Source organism: Lysinibacillus sp. FSL K6-0075 (assembly GCF_038592945.1).
GTDB classification, from domain to species: domain Bacteria; phylum Bacillota; class Bacilli; order Bacillales_A; family Planococcaceae; genus Lysinibacillus; species Lysinibacillus fusiformis_F.
The window spans coordinates 105,117-130,894 of the sequence record NZ_CP151947.1 but is presented as its reverse complement, the minus strand read 5'-3'; the positions used below and the strand labels follow the sequence as shown (position 1 = coordinate 130,894).

Below are 25,778 nucleotides of genomic sequence, written 5' to 3'. Positions count from 1 at the left end.
GATATGTTGGATAGTAGACTTGTATTTTACGCTAATTTTTCATACCCTGGAAGTGTCAAGAATTCCGCAAATTCATCTTGTTCAATTAAGGATTTAAACAGTTCAGCAGCTTCTTCATAGCGACCACTGTTATAGGCTTGTTCCCCAACAGCCTCTTTAATTTTCACAAGTTCTTCTTCCAATATTTCTAAAACAAACGCTAATGTAATACCACGTCCATCATCTAAGATACCTTTCGGATGACGGATCCATTGCCATACTTGTGTACGAGAGATCTCTGCTGTTGCAGCATCCTCCATCAAGTTATTGATTGGTGCAGCTCCGTTACCTCGAAGCCATGAAGCAATATATTGTACACCAACACTACAGTTAATACGAAGACCTTCAATTGTAATTGTTCCTTCTGGTACCGCTACTAAATCTTCGGCAGATACGTGTACATCTTCACGTTTTTTATGAATTTGGTTAGGCGTTGTCATAATAGCATCAAATTGCTCCATCGCTGTTGCAACCATACCAGGATGTGCTACCCAAGTACCGTCATGCCCATCTGTTGCCTCACGACGTTTATCTTCTGCAACCTTTGCAAATGCTACCGCATTCGCCTCATCATCATTTTTAACAGGAATTTGTGCTGCCATTCCGCCCATTGCTGGTGCATTCCGCTTGTGACATGTTTGAATACATAAAGATGTATAGGCTTTCATGAAAGGTACCGTCATCGTTACTTGCCCACGGTCTGGCAAAATAACTTCAGCTTGATTGCGTAGACGTTTAATGTAGCTGAAAATATAATCCCAGCGACCACAATTCAAACCAGCTGAATGTTCACGTAACTCAAATAAAATTTCATCCATCTCAAACGCGGCTAAAATCGTTTCGATTAATACAGTAGCTTTTATTGTCCCCTGTGGAATACCAATATAATCTTGGGCAAACACAAAGACATCATTCCATAGTCGAGCCTCTAAATGGCTTTCAAGCTTAGGTAGATAGAAATATGGTCCTGTACCTTGTGCCAGCGCGTTTTTGGCATTGTGGAATAAATATAAACCGAAGTCAAAGAAACTGCCTGAAATCGGCTCTCCATCGACTAGTACATGCTTCTCAAGCAAGTGTAGACCTCGTGGACGAACTAACAGCACTGCTGTTTCATCATTTAATTTATATGTTTTACCATTGGATGCTTGTGTAAATTCAATCGTCTTATTAATAGCATCACGCATATTAATTTGACCACCAATCATATTTTCCCATGTCGGAGAAGATGCATCCTCAAAGCATGCCATAAACATTTTTGCTCCAGAATTTAACGCATTAATAACCATCTTCCGATCAACTGGCCCTGTAATTTCAACACGGCGATCTTGCAAGTCATTTGGAAGTGGTGCAATTACCCAATCACCTTCACGAATATGCTTTGTCTCTGGTAGGAAGTCCAGTTTCTCTCCCGCATCAAGGCGTTTTTGGCGTTCTTGTCGAGCCTCCAACAGCTCCTTACGGCGAGCATCAAATTTTTCGTGCAGGGCAAGAACAAACTCAAGAGCTTCAGGTGTTAAAATTTCATTAGTTTGCTCGTTTTGTTCTCCAACAATTTTAAGCTTACCTGTCGTTGCTTGTTCCATTAGTTGTTTACCCACCTTTGCCATTTTAGTTTCGTCATCCTCCGCTTTAGGAGGAGCGGAGGAGACTATTCTATGATTATGAATTTAGGAAAACACGTATTTAAACGGCGACTTATACAAACTGTTCTGTTTCAGTAGAACCTGCCATCGCTGTTGTAGAAGAAGTACCACCTGAAATAACTTGAGAGATTTCATCAAAGTATCCAGTACCTACTTCGCGTTGGTGACGTGTAGCTGTATAACCTTTAGACTCAGAAGCAAACTCTGCTTGCTGTAGCTTAGAATATGCAGCCATACCATTATCTTTATAGTCATGAGCAAGCTCAAACATAGAGTGGTTAAGTGCATGGAAACCTGCTAAAGTAACAAACTGGAATTTATAACCTAATTTACCAAGTTCGCGTTGATACTCTGCAATTTCTTCTTCTGAAAGATTTGCTTTCCAGTTGAATGAAGGTGAGCAGTTGTATGCAAGCATTTTACCTGGGAATTCTGCATGAATAGCTTCAGCAAATTCACGTGCTTCCTCAAGTGATGGTTTAGAAGTTTCACACCAAATTAAATCTGCATATGGTGCGTAAGCTAAACCACGAGCAATTGCTTGTTTGATACCTGGTTTTGTACGGAAGAAGCCTTCAGGTGTACGTTCACCAGTGATGAACTCTGCATCACGTGGATCAATATCTGAAGTAACCATATCAGCAGCATCAGCATCGGTACGCGCGATTAGAATTGTATCTACACCCATAACATCTGTTGCTAAACGCGCAGCAACTAAGTTACGAACAGCATTTTGCGTTGGAAGTAATACTTTACCTCCAAGATGTCCACATTTCTTTTCGGAAGCTAATTGATCTTCTAAGTGAACACCAGCTGCTCCAGCTTCAATCATACCCTTTACAAGCTCAAATACGTTCAGAGGTCCACCAAAACCTGCTTCTGCATCTGCTACGATTGGTGCGAACCAATCAAATTGATCGACACGTCCTTCAGCATGATCAATTTGATCTGCACGTTGAAGTGCTTGATTAATTCGTTTTACTACTGCTGGTACAGAGTTAGCAGGATATAATGATTGGTCAGGATACATTTGTCCAGACAGGTTTGCATCTGCAGCTACTTGCCATCCTGATAGATAGATAGCCTTTAATCCAGCTTTTACTTGTTGTACTGCCTGATTCCCCGTTAATGCCCCCAATGCATTAATAAACGGTTCCTCATGTAATGAATTCCAAAGTCGAGTAGCACCTTTTTGTGCTAATGTTTGTTCAATTACTACAGTACCCTGTAATTTAACAACCTCTTCAGCTGAATATGTGCGTTCAATACCAGCCCAGCGTGGGTTTTCAGCCCATTGTTTTTCTAAAGCTTCGATTCTTTCTTGACGAGTTGACATATTGAAATTCCACCTTCCCCTTTGTGTACAATATACTCTGTTAAAAAACTTTTAATTATCTGTTCCATAACAGGTTTATTTGTTGTAAATTAATATATAACAGACTGTTTGAATTTTCATTATTTTTCGATAAAAGATCAAATTTTAAGGATAAAACTACCTTTTTTGACGATGAAATTTGGAAGACTGTTTACAAACAAGGGGGCTATTCACAATGAACAATGAGTTAAATTCTTTCGTAAAAGATATTTCACAACAATATATTTTTATGTTGAAAGACTGGATTCCTGCTGATTCATCCATTGCAATTGCTGTTGAAAATTCTTATATTTATTTTCACTCTGGCCATACAAGTATTCAATTAGAGGTAGGTCAACAAGTATTACCTGGGAGTATTGCTTACCAAGTGTTACAGACTCACAAAAAAACAGATGCCGTATTAGATAATTCCCTATTCGAAACGCCATATTACGGCATTGGTTACCCCATATACATTCAAAATAAGCCTGCTGCACTAGTCATTGTCTTACCGTCATCTTTTACAACAAAAAAAGCAGAACCGTTTCAATTTTTAACTGGAAAGCAAGAGGAGGAATGGAGTCCTGTGGCAATCAATAAAATTTCTCATATAGAAAGCCTACAGAAAAAGACATGGTTTTATGTAGATGGTGAGCAGTTTAAAACGAGCATTACGCTTAAAGAACTTCAATTAAGATTACCGTCATGTTTTATTCGTATCCATAGATCTTACATAGTAAATATACATTTCATCAAAAAAATGGCCCGTGATTTAACGTCAAATTTTATTGTTACATTAATTGATGGAAGTGAGTTACCAGTGAGTCAATCCTATATAAATGATCTTCGACATGCTCTTGAGTTTTAAGCATATAGGCTGTCTTTTTTGAGAGACAGCCTATTTTAAACTTTCTTCAATTTGAATACAGCAAAAAGACCAGAGAAAAAATTCTCTGGTCTTTCATTTGCCTAGCGACGTCCTACTCTCACAAGGGGAAGCCCCCAACTACCATCGGCGCTAAAGAGCTTAACTTCCGTGTTCGGTATGGGAACGGGTGTGACCTCTTTGCCATCATCACTAGACATGTATTAAATTGAAAGAATTATTCTTTCAAAACTGGATAAACGTGCATTGAATGGTTCAAACGTTTTGGTTAAGTCCTCGATCGATTAGTATTCGTCAGCTCCATGTGTCACCACACTTCCACCTCGAACCTATCTACCTCATCGTCTTTGAGGGATCTTACTTACTTGCGTAATGGGAAATCTCATCTTGAGGGGGGCTTCATGCTTAGATGCTTTCAGCACTTATCCCGTCCACACATAGCTACCCAGCGATGCCTTTGGCAAGACAACTGGTACACCAGCGGTGTGTCCATCCCGGTCCTCTCGTACTAAGGACAGCTCCTCTCAAATTTCCTACGCCCACGACGGATAGGGACCGAACTGTCTCACGACGTTCTGAACCCAGCTCGCGTACCGCTTTAATGGGCGAACAGCCCAACCCTTGGGACCGACTACAGCCCCAGGATGCGATGAGCCGACATCGAGGTGCCAAACCTCCCCGTCGATGTGGACTCTTGGGGGAGATAAGCCTGTTATCCCCGGGGTAGCTTTTATCCGTTGAGCGATGGCCCTTCCATGCGGAACCACCGGATCACTAAGCCCGTCTTTCGACCCTGCTCGACTTGTAGGTCTCGCAGTCAAGCTCCCTTGTGCCTTTACACTCTACGAATGATTTCCAACCATTCTGAGGGAACCTTTGGGCGCCTCCGTTACCTTTTAGGAGGCGACCGCCCCAGTCAAACTGTCCGCCTGACACTGTCTCCTGCCCCGCTAAGGGGCATGGGTTAGAATTTCAATACAACCAGGGTAGTATCCCACCGACGCCTCCTTCGAAGCTGGCGCTCCGAGATCTCTGGCTCCTACCTATCCTGTACAAGTTGTACCAAAATTCAATATCAGGCTACAGTAAAGCTCCACGGGGTCTTTCCGTCCTGTCGCGGGTAACCTGCATCTTCACAGGTACTATAATTTCACCGAGTCTCTCGTTGAGACAGTGCCCAGATCGTTACGCCTTTCGTGCGGGTCGGAACTTACCCGACAAGGAATTTCGCTACCTTAGGACCGTTATAGTTACGGCCGCCGTTTACTGGGGCTTCAATTCGCAGCTTCGCTTGCGCTAACCACTCCTCTTAACCTTCCAGCACCGGGCAGGCGTCAGCCCCTATACGTCACCTTACGGTTTTGCAGAGACCTGTGTTTTTGCTAAACAGTCGCCTGGGCCTATTCACTGCGGCTCTCATGCGCTTGCACGCTCAAGAGCACCCCTTCTCCCGAAGTTACGGGGTCATTTTGCCGAGTTCCTTAACGAGAGTTCTCTCGCACACCTTAGGATTCTCTCCTCGACTACCTGTGTCGGTTTGCGGTACGGGCACCTCTCACCTCGATAGAGGCTTTTCTTGGCAGTGTGAAATCAGGAACTTCGTCCATACGGACTCGCCATCACAGCTCAACGTTACAGTGTGCGGATTTGCCTACACACACGCCTTACTGCTTGGACGCGCATATCCAACAGCGCGCTTACCCTATCCTACTGCGTCCCCCCATTTCTCAAACGGTGAGGAGGTGGTACAGGAATATCAACCTGTTGTCCATCGCCTACGCCTATCGGCCTCGGCTTAGGTCCCGACTAACCCTGAGCGGACGAGCCTTCCTCAGGAAACCTTAGTCATACGGTGGACGGGATTCTCACCCGTCTTTCGCTACTCATACCGGCATTCTCACTTCTAAGCGCTCCACCAGTCCTTCCGGTCTGACTTCAACGCACTTAGAACGCTCTCCTACCACTGACATCGTAGATGTCAATCCACAGCTTCGGTGAATCGTTTAGCCCCGATACATTTTCGGCGCAGCGTCACTCGACCAGTGAGCTATTACGCACTCTTTAAATGATGGCTGCTTCTAAGCCAACATCCTGGTTGTCTGTGCAACGCCACATCCTTTTCCACTTAACGATTACTTTGGGACCTTAGCTGGTGGTCTGGGCTGTTTCCCTTTTGACTACGGATCTTATCACTCGCAGTCTGACTCCCGTGTATAAATATCTGGCATTCGGAGTTTGTCTGAATTCGGTAAACCGGGATGGCCCCCTAGTCCAAACAGTGCTCTACCTCCAGTATTCTCATCACGAGGCTAGCCCTAAAGCTATTTCGGAGAGAACCAGCTATCTCCAAGTTCGATTGGAATTTCTCCGCTACCCACACCTCATCCCCGCACTTTTCAACGTGCGTGGGTTCGGGCCTCCAGTAAGTGTTACCTCACCTTCACCCTGGACATGGGTAGATCACCTGGTTTCGGGTCTACGACCACGTACTATTTCGCCCTATTCAGACTCGCTTTCGCTGCGGCTCCGCCTTCTAAAGCTTAACCTCGCACGTAATCGTAACTCGCCGGTTCATTCTACAAAAGGCACGCTATCACCCATTAACGGGCTCTAACTACTTGTAGGCACACGGTTTCAGGATCTCTTTCACTCCCCTTCCGGGGTGCTTTTCACCTTTCCCTCACGGTACTGGTTCACTATCGGTCACTAGGTAGTATTTAGCCTTGGGAGATGGTCCTCCCGGATTCCGACGGAATTTCACGTGTTCCGCCGTACTCAGGATCCACTCAGGAGGGAACGAACTTTCGACTACAGGGCTTTTACCTGCTCTGGCGGACCTTTCCAAGTCGCTTCATCTAACTCGCTCTTTTGTAACTCCGTATTGAGTGTCCTACAACCCCAAGAGGCAAGCCTCTTGGTTTGGGCTCTTCCCGTTTCGCTCGCCGCTACTCAGGGAATCGATTTTTCTTTCTCTTCCTCCAGGTACTTAGATGTTTCAGTTCCCTGGGTCTGCCTTCAAGACGCTATGTATTCACGTCAAGATACTACGCGATTAAACGTAGTGGGTTCCCCCATTCGGAAATCTCCGGATCAAAGCTCACTTACAGCTCCCCGAAGCATATCGGTGTTAGTGCCGTCCTTCTTCGGCTCCTAGTGCCAAGGCATTCGCCGTGCGCCCTTAATAACTTAACCAAGTTATTAAGCCTATAAAAAAACTTAAAAAATAAATGTGTTTGTTACAATTTCAATGTCGTTTTATCCAGTTTTCAAAGAACAAAAAAATGGTGGAGCCTAGCGGGATCGAACCGCTGACCTCCTGCGTGCAAGGCAGGCGCTCTCCCAGCTGAGCTAAGGCCCCAAGAGGTATATATGGTGGGCCTAAATGGACTCGAACCATCGACCTCACGCTTATCAGGCGTGCGCTCTAACCAGCTGAGCTATAGGCCCTCTTAGAAGTTTTATTATATTTCATAAACCTTCAAAACTGAACGCAAAACGTAATCTTACAAACCCAAGGTTTGTATTCCGAAATAATCCTTAGAAAGGAGGTGATCCAGCCGCACCTTCCGATACGGCTACCTTGTTACGACTTCACCCCAATCATCTATCCCACCTTCGGCGGCTGGCTCCAAAAGGTTACCTCACCGACTTCGGGTGTTACAAACTCTCGTGGTGTGACGGGCGGTGTGTACAAGGCCCGGGAACGTATTCACCGCGGCATGCTGATCCGCGATTACTAGCGATTCCGGCTTCATGTAGGCGAGTTGCAGCCTACAATCCGAACTGAGAACGACTTTATCGGATTAGCTCCCTCTCGCGAGTTGGCAACCGTTTGTATCGTCCATTGTAGCACGTGTGTAGCCCAGGTCATAAGGGGCATGATGATTTGACGTCATCCCCACCTTCCTCCGGTTTGTCACCGGCAGTCACCTTAGAGTGCCCAACTAAATGATGGCAACTAAGATCAAGGGTTGCGCTCGTTGCGGGACTTAACCCAACATCTCACGACACGAGCTGACGACAACCATGCACCACCTGTCACCGTTGCCCCCGAAGGGGAAACTATATCTCTACAGTGGTCAACGGGATGTCAAGACCTGGTAAGGTTCTTCGCGTTGCTTCGAATTAAACCACATGCTCCACCGCTTGTGCGGGCCCCCGTCAATTCCTTTGAGTTTCAGTCTTGCGACCGTACTCCCCAGGCGGAGTGCTTAATGCGTTAGCTGCAGCACTAAGGGGCGGAAACCCCCTAACACTTAGCACTCATCGTTTACGGCGTGGACTACCAGGGTATCTAATCCTGTTTGCTCCCCACGCTTTCGCGCCTCAGTGTCAGTTACAGACCAGATAGTCGCCTTCGCCACTGGTGTTCCTCCAAATCTCTACGCATTTCACCGCTACACTTGGAATTCCACTATCCTCTTCTGCACTCAAGTCTCCCAGTTTCCAATGACCCTCCACGGTTGAGCCGTGGGCTTTCACATCAGACTTAAGAAACCACCTGCGCGCGCTTTACGCCCAATAATTCCGGACAACGCTTGCCACCTACGTATTACCGCGGCTGCTGGCACGTAGTTAGCCGTGGCTTTCTAATAAGGTACCGTCAAGGTACAGCCAGTTACTACTGTACTTGTTCTTCCCTTACAACAGAGTTTTACGAACCGAAATCCTTCTTCACTCACGCGGCGTTGCTCCATCAGGCTTTCGCCCATTGTGGAAGATTCCCTACTGCTGCCTCCCGTAGGAGTCTGGGCCGTGTCTCAGTCCCAGTGTGGCCGATCACCCTCTCAGGTCGGCTACGCATCGTCGCCTTGGTGAGCCGTTACCTCACCAACTAGCTAATGCGCCGCGGGCCCATCCTATAGCGACAGCCGAAACCGTCTTTCAGTGTTTCACCATGAGGTGAAACAAATTATTCGGTATTAGCCCCGGTTTCCCGGAGTTATCCCAAACTATAGGGTAGGTTGCCCACGTGTTACTCACCCGTCCGCCGCTAACGTCGAAGGAGCAAGCTCCTTCTCTGTTCGCTCGACTTGCATGTATTAGGCACGCCGCCAGCGTTCGTCCTGAGCCAGGATCAAACTCTCCATAAAAGAAATTTGATTAGCTCAAATTGTTTTGCTGGCATCAATTTTGATGTCCAAAATTTTTGTTTCGTTCACTCGCCGAAGCTAGCTACTTAAAACTTTATTGATTACGTTTTGCTTGTTCAGTTTTCAAGGTTCATAAATTGACTTGGTGGAGCCTAGCGGGATCGAACCGCTGACCTCCTGCGTGCAAGGCAGGCGCTCTCCCAGCTGAGCTAAGGCCCCATAATTTATAGGAAATGGTCGGGAAGACAGGATTCGAACCTGCGACCCCTTGGTCCCAAACCAAGTGCTCTACCAAGCTGAGCTACTTCCCGTTGTTCTTTTGGCGCGCCCGACAGGAGTCGAACCCATAACCTTCTGATCCGTAGTCAGACGCTCTATCCAATTGAGCTACGGGCGCATTAAAATGGTGCCGAGGACCGGAATCGAACCGGTACGGTAGTCACCTACCGCAGGATTTTAAGTCCTGTGCGTCTGCCAGTTCCGCCACCCCGGCACATTTGGAGCGGAAGACGAGGTTCGAACTCGCGACCCCCACCTTGGCAAGGTGGTGTTCTACCACTGAACTACTTCCGCATGTGCATAAGTTTTTTATCTGGCAATGAAAATAATGGTGCGGGTGAAGGGAGTCGAACCCCCACGCCTTGCGGCGCTAGATCCTAAGTCTAGTGCGTCTGCCAATTCCGCCACACCCGCTTATTATTATTTCAAAAATGGTGAGCCATGAAGGACTCGAACCTTCGACCCTCTGATTAAAAGTCAGATGCTCTACCAACTGAGCTAATGGCTCGAAAAAATGGTGCCGGCTATAGGAATCGAACCCACGACCTACTGATTACAAGTCAGTTGCTCTACCTGCTGAGCTAAACCGGCATATGGTGGAGGATGACGGGCTCGAACCGCCGACCCTCTGCTTGTAAGGCAGATGCTCTCCCAGCTGAGCTAATCCTCCTGGGTAATATGCCTAGCGACGTCCTACTCTCACAGGGGGAAGCCCCCAACTACCATCGGCGCTAAAGAGCTTAACTTCCGTGTTCGGTATGGGAACGGGTGTGACCTCTTTGCCATCATCACTAGACTTTTTAAAAGACAAGATTTATTATAACATATTTCATTATAAATGCAAGCTTTTTTCAAAACTTTCTTGTTCTTTCAAAACTGGATAAACGATGCATTGAATGTTTCAAACTTTTTTGGTTAAGTCCTCGATCGATTAGTATTCGTCAGCTCCATGTGTCACCACACTTCCACCTCGAACCTATCTACCTCATCGTCTTTGAGGGATCTTACTTACTTGCGTAATGGGAAATCTCATCTTGAGGGGGGCTTCATGCTTAGATGCTTTCAGCACTTATCCCGTCCACACATAGCTACCCAGCGATGCCTTTGGCAAGACAACTGGTACACCAGCGGTGTGTCCATCCCGGTCCTCTCGTACTAAGGACAGCTCCTCTCAAATTTCCTACGCCCACGACGGATAGGGACCGAACTGTCTCACGACGTTCTGAACCCAGCTCGCGTACCGCTTTAATGGGCGAACAGCCCAACCCTTGGGACCGACTACAGCCCCAGGATGCGATGAGCCGACATCGAGGTGCCAAACCTCCCCGTCGATGTGGACTCTTGGGGGAGATAAGCCTGTTATCCCCGGGGTAGCTTTTATCCGTTGAGCGATGGCCCTTCCATGCGGAACCACCGGATCACTAAGCCCGTCTTTCGACCCTGCTCGACTTGTAGGTCTCGCAGTCAAGCTCCCTTGTGCCTTTACACTCTACGAATGATTTCCAACCATTCTGAGGGAACCTTTGGGCGCCTCCGTTACCTTTTAGGAGGCGACCGCCCCAGTCAAACTGTCCGCCTGACACTGTCTCCTGCCCCGCTAAGGGGCATGGGTTAGAATTTCAATACAACCAGGGTAGTATCCCACCGACGCCTCCTTCGAAGCTGGCGCTCCGAGATCTCTGGCTCCTACCTATCCTGTACAAGTTGTACCAAAATTCAATATCAGGCTACAGTAAAGCTCCACGGGGTCTTTCCGTCCTGTCGCGGGTAACCTGCATCTTCACAGGTACTATAATTTCACCGAGTCTCTCGTTGAGACAGTGCCCAGATCGTTACGCCTTTCGTGCGGGTCGGAACTTACCCGACAAGGAATTTCGCTACCTTAGGACCGTTATAGTTACGGCCGCCGTTTACTGGGGCTTCAATTCGCAGCTTCGCTTGCGCTAACCACTCCTCTTAACCTTCCAGCACCGGGCAGGCGTCAGCCCCTATACGTCACCTTACGGTTTTGCAGAGACCTGTGTTTTTGCTAAACAGTCGCCTGGGCCTATTCACTGCGGCTCTCATGCGCTTGCACGCTCAAGAGCACCCCTTCTCCCGAAGTTACGGGGTCATTTTGCCGAGTTCCTTAACGAGAGTTCTCTCGCACACCTTAGGATTCTCTCCTCGACTACCTGTGTCGGTTTGCGGTACGGGCACCTCTCACCTCGATAGAGGCTTTTCTTGGCAGTGTGAAATCAGGAACTTCGTCCATACGGACTCGCCATCACAGCTCAACGTTACAGTGTGCGGATTTGCCTACACACACGCCTTACTGCTTGGACGCGCATATCCAACAGCGCGCTTACCCTATCCTACTGCGTCCCCCCATTTCTCAAACGGTGAGGAGGTGGTACAGGAATATCAACCTGTTGTCCATCGCCTACGCCTATCGGCCTCGGCTTAGGTCCCGACTAACCCTGAGCGGACGAGCCTTCCTCAGGAAACCTTAGTCATACGGTGGACGGGATTCTCACCCGTCTTTCGCTACTCATACCGGCATTCTCACTTCTAAGCGCTCCACCAGTCCTTCCGGTCTGACTTCAACGCACTTAGAACGCTCTCCTACCACTGACATCGTAGATGTCAATCCACAGCTTCGGTGAATCGTTTAGCCCCGATACATTTTCGGCGCAGCGTCACTCGACCAGTGAGCTATTACGCACTCTTTAAATGATGGCTGCTTCTAAGCCAACATCCTGGTTGTCTGTGCAACGCCACATCCTTTTCCACTTAACGATTACTTTGGGACCTTAGCTGGTGGTCTGGGCTGTTTCCCTTTTGACTACGGATCTTATCACTCGCAGTCTGACTCCCGTGTATAAATATCTGGCATTCGGAGTTTGTCTGAATTCGGTAAACCGGGATGGCCCCCTAGTCCAAACAGTGCTCTACCTCCAGTATTCTCATCACGAGGCTAGCCCTAAAGCTATTTCGGAGAGAACCAGCTATCTCCAAGTTCGATTGGAATTTCTCCGCTACCCACACCTCATCCCCGCACTTTTCAACGTGCGTGGGTTCGGGCCTCCAGTAAGTGTTACCTCACCTTCACCCTGGACATGGGTAGATCACCTGGTTTCGGGTCTACGACCACGTACTATTTCGCCCTATTCAGACTCGCTTTCGCTGCGGCTCCGCCTTCTAAAGCTTAACCTCGCACGTAATCGTAACTCGCCGGTTCATTCTACAAAAGGCACGCTATCACCCATTAACGGGCTCTAACTACTTGTAGGCACACGGTTTCAGGATCTCTTTCACTCCCCTTCCGGGGTGCTTTTCACCTTTCCCTCACGGTACTGGTTCACTATCGGTCACTAGGTAGTATTTAGCCTTGGGAGATGGTCCTCCCGGATTCCGACGGAATTTCACGTGTTCCGCCGTACTCAGGATCCACTCAGGAGGGAACGAACTTTCGACTACAGGGCTTTTACCTGCTCTGGCGGACCTTTCCAAGTCGCTTCATCTAACTCGCTCTTTTGTAACTCCGTATTGAGTGTCCTACAACCCCAAGAGGCAAGCCTCTTGGTTTGGGCTCTTCCCGTTTCGCTCGCCGCTACTCAGGGAATCGATTTTTCTTTCTCTTCCTCCAGGTACTTAGATGTTTCAGTTCCCTGGGTCTGCCTTCAAGACGCTATGTATTCACGTCAAGATACTACGCGATTAAACGTAGTGGGTTCCCCCATTCGGAAATCTCCGGATCAAAGCTCACTTACAGCTCCCCGAAGCATATCGGTGTTAGTGCCGTCCTTCTTCGGCTCCTAGTGCCAAGGCATTCGCCGTGCGCCCTTAATAACTTAACCAAGTTATTAAGCCTATAAAAAACTTAAAAAATAAATGTGTTTGTTACAATTTCAATGTCGTTTTATCCAGTTTTCAAAGAACAAGTTTTGAAGCATTTCATTCAGAAGAATGAACCTTCAAAACTGAACGCAAAACGTAATCTTACAAACCCAAGGTTTGTATTCCGAAATAATCCTTAGAAAGGAGGTGATCCAGCCGCACCTTCCGATACGGCTACCTTGTTACGACTTCACCCCAATCATCTATCCCACCTTCGGCGGCTGGCTCCAAAAGGTTACCTCACCGACTTCGGGTGTTACAAACTCTCGTGGTGTGACGGGCGGTGTGTACAAGGCCCGGGAACGTATTCACCGCGGCATGCTGATCCGCGATTACTAGCGATTCCGGCTTCATGTAGGCGAGTTGCAGCCTACAATCCGAACTGAGAACGACTTTATCGGATTAGCTCCCTCTCGCGAGTTGGCAACCGTTTGTATCGTCCATTGTAGCACGTGTGTAGCCCAGGTCATAAGGGGCATGATGATTTGACGTCATCCCCACCTTCCTCCGGTTTGTCACCGGCAGTCACCTTAGAGTGCCCAACTAAATGATGGCAACTAAGATCAAGGGTTGCGCTCGTTGCGGGACTTAACCCAACATCTCACGACACGAGCTGACGACAACCATGCACCACCTGTCACCGTTGCCCCCGAAGGGGAAACTATATCTCTACAGTGGTCAACGGGATGTCAAGACCTGGTAAGGTTCTTCGCGTTGCTTCGAATTAAACCACATGCTCCACCGCTTGTGCGGGCCCCCGTCAATTCCTTTGAGTTTCAGTCTTGCGACCGTACTCCCCAGGCGGAGTGCTTAATGCGTTAGCTGCAGCACTAAGGGGCGGAAACCCCCTAACACTTAGCACTCATCGTTTACGGCGTGGACTACCAGGGTATCTAATCCTGTTTGCTCCCCACGCTTTCGCGCCTCAGTGTCAGTTACAGACCAGATAGTCGCCTTCGCCACTGGTGTTCCTCCAAATCTCTACGCATTTCACCGCTACACTTGGAATTCCACTATCCTCTTCTGCACTCAAGTCTCCCAGTTTCCAATGACCCTCCACGGTTGAGCCGTGGGCTTTCACATCAGACTTAAGAAACCACCTGCGCGCGCTTTACGCCCAATAATTCCGGACAACGCTTGCCACCTACGTATTACCGCGGCTGCTGGCACGTAGTTAGCCGTGGCTTTCTAATAAGGTACCGTCAAGGTACAGCCAGTTACTACTGTACTTGTTCTTCCCTTACAACAGAGTTTTACGAACCGAAATCCTTCTTCACTCACGCGGCGTTGCTCCATCAGGCTTTCGCCCATTGTGGAAGATTCCCTACTGCTGCCTCCCGTAGGAGTCTGGGCCGTGTCTCAGTCCCAGTGTGGCCGATCACCCTCTCAGGTCGGCTACGCATCGTCGCCTTGGTGAGCCGTTACCTCACCAACTAGCTAATGCGCCGCGGGCCCATCCTATAGCGACAGCCGAAACCGTCTTTCAGTGTTTCACCATGAGGTGAAACAAATTATTCGGTATTAGCCCCGGTTTCCCGGAGTTATCCCAAACTATAGGGTAGGTTGCCCACGTGTTACTCACCCGTCCGCCGCTAACGTCGAAGGAGCAAGCTCCTTCTCTGTTCGCTCGACTTGCATGTATTAGGCACGCCGCCAGCGTTCGTCCTGAGCCAGGATCAAACTCTCCATAAAAGAAATTTGATTAGCTCAAATTGTTTTGCTGGCATCAATTTTGATGTCCAAAATTTTTGTTTCGTTCACTCGCCGAAGCTAGCTACTTAAAACTTTATTGATTACGTTTTGCTTGTTCAGTTTTCAAGGTTCATTTCGTAACCATCTTTCGACAGCAACTTTTATATTATAACATTTCTTCATTTCGTTGTCAACACTTTTTCTAAAAAGTTATTCAAAAATTATCAGAGACAACTTTTATATTATATTATAATCATTTATTTCTGTCAACATCTTTTTTCAAATTCATTTTTGAAGCTCGATGTTGTTAATTGCGTTGTCTTAACGACAAGTAATAATTTATCACGTTATAAAAAACTTCGCAAGTGTTTTTTACACAAATTCTATTTTATTTTAATAAAATTGATTTTATAAGCTATTTTTTGCATTTACGAGAGTTTTAATTATCGTATTCTCGTTTCTTACTTAATTATTTGTTTTACTATACATCTCTTTCTATTAAATCTCAACATTTAAAATTAAAATACTAATAATTTTATAGCTCTTAAAGTTGGTAGTTGTAGCTAACAAAATCATTACTTTATATAAGAGATCATTCTTTTACAGATGTCCTTCTTCCTTGATAAAAACTACAAATCATACAAAACCGTTTATTCCTTCATAATAACTATAACTGTAACTACAATCTATGTTACTTCAATCCCAACCTAAAATAAGCAGGCGCTAAAGTACGTCTTCTGTACTTTAGCGCCTGCTTATTTCTAAGATGCCCCTATTTTATGTCATTACTTTGAGGATCGACTATGTTTAAGCACCATAAGAAATTATCCCATGCGGAATACCAGCCACTGAAGATTTCAGAAGAATCATCCCAACGAACTTCAAATTTCTTGTGGCCATCTATTTCCACTAAATATAAGGTAAGCGTCTCGTCTTTTTTAGCAACGACTAATTTCATACCATGCTCGAGCTCTTCCTCCGTAAATGGAACATCGGAAACAGAACGTAATTGTGCCTGTTCAAATACTTGTTTGTTAATAATTTTGTAATTCATTATAAGCCCCCAATAAAATACTTCTTTTTTATACTTATTGTATTGAAAAACATAGAACTATAAAAGTATAACCTAAATTTAATCAACGTTTAAACAACTTAATTTTTTTCATTGAACAAAAAGAAGAGAATTCACTTATCTTGTGAATTCTCCTCTTCATACATTACTGCTCTTTTATAGCTCTATGAAAAACCTACACTACAATTTACTATTTTGTAATATGACGCATTGTTGGGAACAATAATACATCACGAATTGATGGTGAATTTGTTAGTAGCATGATTAAGCGGTCAATACCGATACCTAGACCACCTGTTGGAGGCATACCGTATTCTAATGCTTCAATGAAATCATTGTCCATTTCATGTGCCTCATCATTACCTGCTTCTTTTTCTGCTAATTGCGCTTCAAAGCGTTGGCGTTGGTCGATTGGGTCATTTAACTCCGTGAAGGCATTTGCATGTTCACGACGAACGATGAATAACTCAAAGCGATCTGTAAAACGCTCGTCCTCTGGATTTTTCTTCGCAAGAGGTGAGATTTCTACTGGATGACCAAATACGAATGTAGGCTGTACAAGTGTCTCTTCTACTTTCTGTTCAAAGAATTCATTGATAATATGACCTACTTCATGAACATCCTTCACTTCTACTCCATGCTCTTTAGCAAGCGCTTGTGCTTGTTCTTTTGTCATTGGCTGCCAGAAATCTACACCCGTTGCCTCTTTTACAGCATCTACCATGTGAACTCGTTTCCAACCTACCGCAAGATTAATTTGATCTTCTCCATATTGAACTGTTGTTGTACCTAGAACTTCTTGGGCAACATGTGCAATAAGGTTTTCAGTTAGAGACATGATATCTTGATAATCAGCATATGCTTCGTATAGTTCAATCATTGTAAATTCAGGGTTGTGGCGTGTAGAAATTCCTTCATTACGGAACACACGTCCGATTTCGTAAACTTTCTCTAAACCACCAACGATTAAACGTTTTAAGTGCAATTCGATGGCAATTCGCATATATAATTCCATATCAAGTGCATTGTGATGCGTAATAAATGGACGAGCAGCTGCGCCACCAGCAATTGTGTGAAGCATTGGTGTTTCTACTTCTAAGTATCCAGCATTATCTAAATAATTACGGATTGCACGGATAATTTTAGAACGAGTGATAAATGTTTTTTTGCTATCTTCGTTTGTCATTAAATCTAGGTAACGTTGGCGATAACGTTGCTCAACATCCTGTAAGCCATGGAATTTCTCTGGCATAGGACGTAGCGCTTTTGTCAGGAACGTGAATTCCTCAGCCTTTACAGAAAGTTCTCCCACTTGTGTACGGAATACGTTACCGCGCACACCTACGATGTCTCCTAAATCAGCTTGTTTAAATAATTCATACGCTTCTTCGCCTACATGATCTTGGCGAACATAAATTTGAATTTGACCACTTAAATCCTGAATATGCGCAAATCCAGCTTTTCCTTTACCACGTTTCGTCATAATACGGCCCGCAATAATAACCTCTTGAAGGTTTTCCTCAAGCTGCTCTTTTGTTTGATCTGCAAATTGCTCACGTACTTCTGTGGATAAATGTGTACGCTCAAAACGGCTTCCAAATGGATCTTGTCCGTTTTCTAGTATAGTTGTCATCTTTTGGCGTCTCACCAATAGTTGATCATTTAATTCTTCTATATTTGACACTTGTTTCACTCCTTAAGTAAATTGTCCGCGTTTACGTCCATAATATTTCTATTGTACACAATTTTAGTGCTGTAATCATCTGTTTCAGTTTATTTTCAACCTAATACAAAATAATTAATAATTCGAAAAATTTAAGTTGCAGCTAAAAGGCGTCTCTACCAAATTGTAGAGATGCCCATCATGTATCTATATAATTAATTCTTTGGCTTCTGGAACAATCAATTTAGATTCGCTTTCTTCATACTCCTGTACAAGACCATTTAACAATGCGCGAAGCTCTGCCGCAGTTTCAGTTTGGTTAATAGCATTGCGTGCTTTACCATTGCCGCGAATCCCTTTTAAATACCATGATGCATGTTTACGCATTTCCCGAACTGCAATTCCTTCTCCTTTTAATTGAAGAAGTCGTTCAAAGTGTAATAGACATACATCCATTTTTTCACGTACACCTGGTTCTTCTTTTAATTCACCTGTTTCTAGGTATTGAACCGTACGGTAGATCATCCATGGATTACCTAAAGCAGCACGTCCAATCATTACTGCATCTACACCTGTAGTTTCAAGCATGCGTTTCGCGTCTTGTGGTGTTTCCACGTCCCCATTACCAAGCACAGGAATGCTGACATTTTCCTTCACTTGACGAATGTAATCCCAGTTCGCTTTACCTTCATACATTTGTACACGTGTACGACCATGAACTGCTACTGCAGATGCACCTGCCCGCTCCACAGCTTGGGCATTTTCAATTGCAAAAATATGCTCTTCGTCCCAGCCAATACGCATTTTTACGCTAACTGGTTTTTTGACGGCATCCACAACAGCCGCTACCATTTCATATACTTTATCTGGATTAAGTAGCAAGCGTGCACCCGCTTCACATTTTATGATTTTATTAACAGGGCATCCCATGTTGATATCAATAATATCAGCAGTTGTATTTTCATCCACATATTTCGCTGCTTCCACTAAGGTTGCTTTATCCCCACCAAAGATTTGCAATGACAGAGGATTTTCACGTTCATCGATATAAAGCATACCTAATGTTTTTTCATTTTTTTGAACAATGCCCTTATCACTAATCATTTCAGCGTATACGAGACCTGCACCAAACTCCTTAACCGTTAATCGGAAAGCAGAGTTACAAATCCCAGCCATTGGCGCTAATACTACTCGATTGTCCATGACAATATCGCCAATTTGAAATGGCTTCTCTGTTGACTGACCCAACGTTTTTCTTCCTCCTCTATAGGCTTTACCTATTTTTCTCTAGCTATCGTTAATGCTATACGCTGATAATTCATTCCTACACCATTACTTAATTCACCGTTGAAGGTTCATTAAAAAGTTTCCAGAAGATCACGCCTTCCTTTTCACAATCCATTTGCTGTAACAGAACATGCGCTTGTTGTAGCTGTTCATCCAGTGGTGATGGTGTAATCTCTACAAGTGGTACTAGGACGAATGCTCGCTCATACATTCTTGGATGAGGAACAATTAAGTTCTCCGTTTCAATATTCTCTTGATTGTAAAGTAAAATGTCAAGGTCAATAACCCGTGGGCCCCAGCGGAATTCTCTTACACGCCCTAATTCCTGTTCGATTGCTTGGCAAATCTTCAACATCTCAGTAGACGATATATCTGTTTTTAGATGAACAGCTATATTTAAAAAATCTGCCTGGTCCGTGTAACCTACAGCTGCTGTTTCATAAACAGATGAAACACGGATTAGCTCAATTTCCTTCTTTTCCTTTAAAAGGGCTACTGCGTGCTGAAGATTTTCATATCTCTCTCCCATATTTGTTCCGATAGATAAATAGACATCCTTCATTAGAAATCACCTCTCGTTACCTCAACAGAGACCTCTTTGTAATAACCATGAATGGGTGGGTCTGGTTTAATGAGCTCTACACGAACGCCCTCTACTTTATCCGGATAGGTTGCTAAAATTACATTCGCTATTTTCACAACAAGAGCCTCAATAAGCTTAAACGGTTCGCCTTCTACAATATCACGACATAACGCATATACCTCTGCATAATTAACTGTATAAGAAAGATCATCCGTTTCCCCAGCTTTTGTCATATCTACTGCAAGCGAAACATTTGCTCGGAAGCGTTGACCTAGAGTCGTTTCCGCGGCTAACACACCATGATAGCCATAAAACTGCATGTCCTTTAAATGAATATAATCCATCAAGCTTCCTCCTTAAACAAACGTTTACCCACTAATACATCCGCCATATGTGTTGTACGCGCCATTTCCTTTACATCGTGAACTCTGATCATATGACAGCCCTTTTCAATTCCATAAGCCACCGTTGCACTTGTCCCTTCAAGACGCTCCTCAACAGGTAGCTTTAAAACATTACCAATCATTGATTTACGTGATGTTGCTAATAATACCGGATAGCCCATAGCCACTAATTCCGTTAAGTGTTGCATCATAGCTATATTTTGTGCAGTATTTTTAGCAAAGCCAATACCTGGATCTAAGATGATATGATGATCAGGGACTCCAGCTTGCTGTGCGATGGCAATACTTTTTTCTAAATCTGCCTTTGCAGTCGTCCAAAAATCAATGCCATAATCCATATTTTCACGATTATGCATTAAAATGATAGGAACATGTAAATCTGCAGCCACCTGAGCAATTTCTGGTTCTGCTTTCGCTCCCCAAATATCATTGATGATATGTGCGCCCGCTTCAATTGCAGCACGCGCTACACTTGCTTTATACGTATCAACAGAAATAACGGCCTTTACTTCTTTTGCCAATGCTTGAATAACAGGCACAATGCGTGCAATTTCTTCTTCATCTGAAATTCGTTCATACCCTGGACGTGTAGATTCCCCACCTACATCAATGATTTTTGCTCCTTCAGCTACCATTTTTTTCGCTTGAGCAACAGCAGCCACCACATTGTTATACTTTCCTCCATCAGAGAAGGAGTCTGGTGTAACATTTAGAATCCCCATAACAAATGTTTCTTGTGTATAGTCTAATGTAATACCATTAATCGTTAATGGTTTCGTATATTTTTCTAGCATGTAAACGCTCCTTTATCCTTGCTCCACTTCTTGAATAAATGCCCCATGCAAAAGCGAATAAATAGGTCCTTTATTGCCAAAAAATCGCTGGTTCTCCAAGCTACTAATAGGCACAAGCTCTTGTACTGAATTGGTAATGAAGCATTCCGCACTTTGTAGTAAGTCTTCTTTTGTATAAAAGCCTTGCTGTACTTCGATATCTAGCACATTGGCCTTCTCTATAACCCATGCACGAATAATCCCTGGTAAAATACCTGTCTCCAAGGAAGGCGTATATAGTATATCATTTTTTACCCAAAAAACATTTGATGTCACACCTTCAGCCACATAGCCTTGTTCCGTTAAAAAGAAACCTTCTTGTTTGGCCAGTGATGGTATTTCAAAGCGACCAAGTACGTTGTTGCCATAATGATGTGATTTAACTCGTACCCCTTGTTCAGGTGTATTGCGTGTTGTAGTAAGCCATTGTGCAATCTTTTCAGTACCACGCGGTGTGTCCTGAAGTTCCTTGCGAAAAATGATGACATTGGGTTGCCTATATTCTGTTGGCTGTAATCCAATATTATGCTCTCCAGCGGATACATTTAAACGGAAGTAGCCATCCTGACCGCCTGCCAGTTGATTTAGTTGTTGTACAACCTCAAGTAATACATTTTCAGAATAGGTTAAATGAATGTGATATTGTGATAAAGCATGCTGTAATCTTTCCATATGTTCTTCCCAGCAGAATACCTGACCCCTATATGTTCGGAACGTTTCAAAAAATCCCAAACCGTATAAAAACCCATGATCAAATGGCGAAATTCGCAAATCCTGGGCCGCCATATAGTTTCCATTCATCCAGCACTGCATCTATTTCACTCCTTCTACATACATCTCTATAAATTGGCGAAGAAGTTTTTTCCCTTGCTCCGTCATAATGGATTCTGGATGATATTGTACACCCTCAATTGGATATTCCTTATGACGAAGACCCATAATTTCTCCCTCTTCTGTCCAAGCTGTTACTTCTAGACACGCTGGTAATGTCTCCTTTTCTACAATAAGAGAGTGATAGCGAGTTGCTTGGAATGGATTTGGCATACCTTTATGCAAACCTACTTCTGCATGCAGCACGGGTGATGTCTTACCATGCATTAGACGTTCCGCTCGTATGACATTGCCACCAAATACCTGTGCAAGTGCCTGATGTCCAAGGCAAACCCCTAAAATCGGAATATTTCCCGCGAAATATTTAATAATGTTCAGGCTTTCACCCGCCTCATTCGGACTACAAGGTCCTGGAGAAATAACAATCATATCAGGTGCAAGTTGTTCTATTTCCTCTACTGTCATAACATCATTACGTTTCACAACTATCTCATGACCAAATTCACCCAAATATTGGACGATGTTATAAATAAATGAATCATAATTGTCGATCATTAAAATCATTTTGCTCGCTCCTCTGCCATTGCCTTCGCCTGCCACATTGCCTTCGCTTTGTTTAAAGATTCCTGATACTCTCTTTCGGGAACAGAGTCAATGACAATGCCTGCGCCAGCCTGAATATGCGCAACCCCATCTTTTATAAATGCTGTACGGATCACAATATTAAACTCCATATCACCGGTAAAGCCTAGCCAGCCGATTGAGCCTGTATATAAACCACGTCGTACAGGCTCCAATTCTTCAATAATTTCCATAGTGCGGATCTTTGGCGCTCCCGTAATTGTCCCACCTGGGAACATTGCACGAATAACATCTGCATTCGTTTTGCCTTCTGCTATTTCTCCTCGCACATTTGAAACGATGTGCATAACATGTGAATAGCGCTCAATGACCATAAACTCATCCACTTCCACTGTTCCATAGGTCGATACTCGGCCTAAATCATTACGCTCTAAATCCACTAACATTACATGCTCAGCACGCTCTTTTTCATTATCAATTAACTCCTGAGCCAATGCTAAATCTTCCACTTCGGATTTTCCTCTTGGTCGAGTACCCGCAATTGGTCTCGTCGACAACTCATTGCCTTGACGCTTGACTAATAATTCTGGTGATCCAGAAACAACAGCAAAATCAGGTGCTTCAATATAAGCCATATATGGTGACGGATTAAACGCTCGAAGTGCCTCATAGACATCCATTGCAGTTGCATTTAGGTTCTTAGACTGACGAACAGATAAATTCACCTGAAAGACATCACCTTGCGCGATATACGTTTGTATTTTTTTAACCGCTGCCTCGAAATCAGCTCCTGCAAATGAAACAAGTAATTCGTTCTCATCATTCATAACTTCTGTAGCATTTGTTTTTTCAAATTTGCGCGCGCCTAATCCAGCCTGTGCTGCAACATGCCAGTTGTTAGCCCATTCTTCCAAGTTGACCTCATTATCTTCTAGCTTCATAAGTGTCACTGTATTTGTTTTCACATCATGTACTGCCCAACAATCAAAAATATAATAATAGATATCTGGTACTTGTAGGTCATCTATTGCCGTATTAGGAAGCTCCTCAATTTTACGGGCATAATCATACGCAACGAATCCAATAGCCCCTCCCTGAAAAACAGGAAGCTCTGCATTATAAGTAACCCGATATTCCGCCACAAGCTCTTCCAATAAGTCGAGGGACTCACCTTGTAAAACTTCTTGTCTACCATTTCTCCAATTTACTAAAAGCCCACCCTCTACTGATTGTGCGGTAACTAATGGATTCCACGCAGCTATTGAAAAATGTCCACCACGTCCACTTTCTAAAAACACATGTGCTTGCTGAGTCTCTGTCTGCTTTTTATAGCTATAAAAAAATGAATCTGCATCCATCGTTAATGTTTTCGTAAGTATTGTCTTCAAGTTATTTTCCCCTTTAAACATATGATGTGATTCCATCTTAACTTGATTATTACATAGAAGCGAATATTTTTATAATTTTCATAGTGTCCATTTTTTTGCATTAAAAACATACTAACATTAGTAGTACAAACCAAGGCCATGGTTTGTGCTACTATTTTTTATTGTAGAAGTGAAGAAAAGTCGACCAGCCTCTGGGACCATTTGTGAGTCCGTATATAAAACCGGCTAACTTCATACCCTTAGAGGAATCAGTTTAGTATGTTGGGTCCTAAGAGATCGTGTATAAGAAAGTGGAATCAATAAGGTACTGTGAAGGCTTCTATGATTGGTCAAAAGGAGAAGAATGAGATGAAACATGTCATTGCGTTAGATGTCAGTAAAGGAAAAAGTACTGTTGCGATTTATGATGGTCACCGCCAATGTGAATTCGAAGGTGTGCTACTTCATACACGCGGTGATTTTGAGCGATTAAACGAACGAATAGTAGAGATGTCAAAACAAGATGGACAAGCACCAGCTATCGTATTTGAAGCAACAGGTACCTATTCAAAACCTATCGAAGCATTTTTCAAAGATTACGGCTACGCATACTGCCGCATGAATCCACTTGAAGCGAATTTACAGATGGCAACGATGCGTCGTCATAAAACCGATATTAGTGATGCCCATGAACTTGCGAAGACTCATTTTAAAATGGAACGCGAAATAACGTACATACAAGACGATTATTATGAACAGATGCGTGCACTGACTCGTTACTACGATGAAATTGATGAAGAAATCATTTTACTCAAAAGTAGAATGCATGCCATTTTACAGCTGAGTTTTCCAGAATTAGAAAAGCTGATTACACCGAGTTCAGCACTATTTTTAAATATTGTACAACTCTATCCACACCCCGCACTTTTACAAGCCCATTCAAAAACGATGATTAAAAATCGTTTAAAGGCCAATACGCGAAAAAACCTCTCGCTAATGCGTGCGGAGGCTAAAGCTATTACATTATTAGAAGCAGCTGAAAATAGTTACCCCGCGATTAAACCAACAGATATTCGTTGTGATCAAGCACGAGATTACGCAGCTCGCATTGCGGATTTACAAGAGAAGAAAGATACGCTTGTGAAACAGATGGTGGAATTGTCGGAAGGACGAAAAGAATATCTAGTATTTCGATCGATTCCTGGAATTGGCGATTCAACGGCGTGCCGATTAATTGGAGAGATTGGTGACATCCACCGCTTTCAAAATGCGAAACAACTGAACGCTTACGCAGGCATTGATATTATGCGGTACCAGTCTGGGAATATGCAATATCGAGACAGAATTAATAAACGAGGAAACAAACATTTACGAAAGATTTTATATTTTATGGTGTGCGCAATGCTTATGGCTAAAGGAAAACCGAATCATTTTGTGGACTATTACTACAAATTAAAAAAGCAACCTCAGAGGAAGCCTCATAAGGTTGCGATCATCGCCTGCATCAATAAGTTTCTGAAAGTGACATTTCAGTTACTGACGCGTGGCATTCTTTACGATTATGAGTCCGCACTACCAGCTCAGAAATCGTAATCACCTACATAGAACTATATCATAATGACCTTTCGAAAAAAATAAAAATCGTCAGGTCTTTTTGGCGTATCTAAAAATGAGTGTGAAGTGATGAGGGATATCCCTCACCACTTCACACTCATAAAAATATAAATTATTCATTAAATAAAGTTGACTAATCGTAAGAAAGAGGCTGGGACAAAAAGAAAAAATGTTAGACCAAGATATAATTGGTCTAACATTTTTTTGATTTAGGAAGGCATATTTAACTTCTTAAAGTGAAAAAGCTAATAACCATTTTTATTATTTTTCAATATAATCGAGTTTTGTCCCAGCCTCTTAGTGTTGAAAAACAAAATAGTCCATTGAAAGGTAGAAATGGATTTCCGTTGCAGGCTACTTGCTTTCCTATGGGCGAGCGCCGAATTGCTTCCTCCGCTACCGCTTCGTTTAGAGTTTTGCCTGTCTCGCTATCTCACGGGAGTCAAGTAGCCCTCCACTCCAATCCACAAAAGTGTTACCTTTTTAGCAAAGGTTTTTAAATAAAGTGAAGATGTTCACTACTCTTTATGAAGGGGTGTTGTCACGCATCACTGCTCCACATTAAAAATAAGTGCCTCTCCTCTCTCTAATAAGACAAATAGTGGGCTATTTTGTTCACTACTACTAGTATGAAAGAGGGAAAGACACTTTTACAGAATGGTTGATTGGAGTGG

13 protein-coding genes, 11 tRNA genes and 6 rRNA genes are annotated in these 25,778 nt (G+C 44.0%); 2 read left to right on the top strand and 28 right to left on the bottom strand.

All coding sequences use genetic code 11. The features are described 5' to 3' along the window. Window positions 1-26: 26 nt before the first annotated feature. Window positions 27-1,625, bottom strand: a complete 1,599-nt coding sequence (aceB, locus tag MHB65_RS00650) for a malate synthase A (protein ID WP_205446387.1) — start codon at window positions 1,623-1,625, stop codon at window positions 27-29. A 112-nt stretch (window positions 1,626-1,737) separates the two neighbouring features. Further along, window positions 1,738-3,021, bottom strand: coding sequence for an isocitrate lyase (gene aceA / locus MHB65_RS00645; protein WP_205446386.1), 1,284 nt, complete (start codon window positions 3,019-3,021; stop codon window positions 1,738-1,740). 214 nt (window positions 3,022-3,235) lie between these two features. Between aceA and MHB65_RS00640 the strand changes: the two genes are divergently transcribed. After that, the gene (locus MHB65_RS00640) at window positions 3,236-3,907 is read left to right on the top strand and encodes a LytTR family DNA-binding domain-containing protein (protein WP_205446385.1); all 672 of its coding nucleotides are present in this window, start codon (window positions 3,236-3,238) and stop codon (window positions 3,905-3,907) included. 99 nt (window positions 3,908-4,006) lie between these two features. Here MHB65_RS00640 and rrf (MHB65_RS00635) read toward each other — a convergent pair. The 26 genes from rrf (MHB65_RS00635) to pabB all read right to left on the bottom strand — a co-directional run bounded on the left by rrf (MHB65_RS00635) (window position 4,007) and on the right by pabB (window position 23,532). Continuing rightward, window positions 4,007-4,122: ribosomal RNA gene (rrf, locus tag MHB65_RS00635) — 5S ribosomal RNA — on the bottom strand. A gap of 67 nt (window positions 4,123-4,189) precedes the next feature. Next, a 23S ribosomal RNA gene (locus MHB65_RS00630) occupies window positions 4,190-7,117 on the bottom strand. Window positions 7,118-7,207: 90 nt separating this feature from the next. Continuing rightward, window positions 7,208-7,283: transfer RNA gene (locus MHB65_RS00625), tRNA-Ala, on the bottom strand. A 12-nt stretch (window positions 7,284-7,295) separates the two neighbouring features. Then, window positions 7,296-7,372 (bottom strand) — tRNA-Ile (locus MHB65_RS00620). 94 nt (window positions 7,373-7,466) lie between these two features. Next, window positions 7,467-9,018 (bottom strand): 16S ribosomal RNA (locus MHB65_RS00615). Between the two features lie 143 nt (window positions 9,019-9,161). Beyond that, a tRNA-Ala gene (locus MHB65_RS00610) sits at window positions 9,162-9,237 on the bottom strand. 15 nt (window positions 9,238-9,252) lie between these two features. Beyond that, window positions 9,253-9,329, bottom strand: a tRNA-Pro gene (locus MHB65_RS00605). A 9-nt stretch (window positions 9,330-9,338) separates the two neighbouring features. After that, window positions 9,339-9,415, bottom strand: a tRNA-Arg gene (locus tag MHB65_RS00600). 7 nt (window positions 9,416-9,422) lie between these two features. Next, window positions 9,423-9,511 (bottom strand) — tRNA-Leu (locus MHB65_RS00595). 5 nt (window positions 9,512-9,516) lie between these two features. Next, a tRNA-Gly gene (locus tag MHB65_RS00590) sits at window positions 9,517-9,591 on the bottom strand. Between the two features lie 35 nt (window positions 9,592-9,626). Then, window positions 9,627-9,711: transfer RNA gene (locus tag MHB65_RS00585), tRNA-Leu, on the bottom strand. A gap of 18 nt (window positions 9,712-9,729) precedes the next feature. Continuing rightward, window positions 9,730-9,805, bottom strand: a tRNA-Lys gene (locus MHB65_RS00580). A 7-nt stretch (window positions 9,806-9,812) separates the two neighbouring features. Next, window positions 9,813-9,888, bottom strand: a tRNA-Thr gene (locus MHB65_RS00575). 3 nt (window positions 9,889-9,891) lie between these two features. Then, window positions 9,892-9,967, bottom strand: a tRNA-Val gene (locus tag MHB65_RS00570). A gap of 10 nt (window positions 9,968-9,977) precedes the next feature. Next, window positions 9,978-10,093: ribosomal RNA gene (gene rrf / locus MHB65_RS00565) — 5S ribosomal RNA — on the bottom strand. A gap of 115 nt (window positions 10,094-10,208) precedes the next feature. Beyond that, window positions 10,209-13,136, bottom strand: a 23S ribosomal RNA gene (locus MHB65_RS00560). A gap of 180 nt (window positions 13,137-13,316) precedes the next feature. Continuing rightward, window positions 13,317-14,868, bottom strand: a 16S ribosomal RNA gene (locus MHB65_RS00555). The 16S, 23S and 5S rRNA genes sit together here with 11 tRNA genes alongside, the layout of an rRNA operon. A gap of 772 nt (window positions 14,869-15,640) precedes the next feature. Then, the gene (locus tag MHB65_RS00550; protein WP_205446384.1) at window positions 15,641-15,922 is read right to left on the bottom strand and encodes a hypothetical protein; all 282 of its coding nucleotides are present in this window, start codon (window positions 15,920-15,922) and stop codon (window positions 15,641-15,643) included. Between the two features lie 208 nt (window positions 15,923-16,130). Then, window positions 16,131-17,633 (bottom strand): lysine--tRNA ligase, encoded by a 1,503-nt coding sequence (gene lysS / locus MHB65_RS00545; protein WP_342442149.1) that lies wholly within the window; start codon window positions 17,631-17,633, stop codon window positions 16,131-16,133. 177 nt (window positions 17,634-17,810) lie between these two features. Then, on the bottom strand, window positions 17,811-18,851 hold the full coding sequence (gene dusB, locus MHB65_RS00540; RefSeq protein ID WP_205446382.1) for a tRNA dihydrouridine synthase DusB: 1,041 nt from the start codon (window positions 18,849-18,851) through the stop codon (window positions 17,811-17,813). An 88-nt stretch (window positions 18,852-18,939) separates the two neighbouring features. Continuing rightward, the gene (folK, locus tag MHB65_RS00535; RefSeq protein WP_342442148.1) at window positions 18,940-19,452 is read right to left on the bottom strand and encodes a 2-amino-4-hydroxy-6-hydroxymethyldihydropteridine diphosphokinase; all 513 of its coding nucleotides are present in this window, start codon (window positions 19,450-19,452) and stop codon (window positions 18,940-18,942) included. Then, on the bottom strand, window positions 19,452-19,817 hold the full coding sequence (folB, locus tag MHB65_RS00530) for a dihydroneopterin aldolase (RefSeq protein WP_342442147.1): 366 nt from the start codon (window positions 19,815-19,817) through the stop codon (window positions 19,452-19,454). The genes folK and folB overlap by 1 nt, the downstream gene beginning before the upstream one ends. Continuing rightward, window positions 19,817-20,671 (bottom strand): dihydropteroate synthase, encoded by an 855-nt coding sequence (folP, locus tag MHB65_RS00525; RefSeq protein WP_342442146.1) that lies wholly within the window; start codon window positions 20,669-20,671, stop codon window positions 19,817-19,819. Before folP ends, folB begins: the two co-directional genes overlap by 1 nt. Before the next feature lie 12 nt (window positions 20,672-20,683). Next, a complete protein-coding gene (gene pabC, locus MHB65_RS00520) occupies window positions 20,684-21,523 on the bottom strand; it encodes an aminodeoxychorismate lyase (RefSeq protein WP_342442145.1) in 840 nt (279 codons plus the stop codon). Beyond that, window positions 21,524-22,105, bottom strand: a complete 582-nt coding sequence (pabA, locus tag MHB65_RS00515; protein ID WP_205446377.1) for an aminodeoxychorismate/anthranilate synthase component II — start codon at window positions 22,103-22,105, stop codon at window positions 21,524-21,526. Continuing rightward, complete coding sequence (gene pabB / locus MHB65_RS00510; RefSeq protein WP_342442144.1) at window positions 22,102-23,532, bottom strand: aminodeoxychorismate synthase, component I; 1,431 nt, start codon at window positions 23,530-23,532, stop codon at window positions 22,102-22,104. Before pabB ends, pabA begins: the two co-directional genes overlap by 4 nt. 327 nt (window positions 23,533-23,859) lie before the next feature. On the opposite strand from pabB, the gene MHB65_RS00505 reads away from it, so the two are divergent. Next, window positions 23,860-25,083, top strand: coding sequence for an IS110 family transposase (locus MHB65_RS00505; RefSeq protein WP_342442143.1), 1,224 nt, complete (start codon window positions 23,860-23,862; stop codon window positions 25,081-25,083). Window positions 25,084-25,778: the final 695 nt, after the last annotated feature.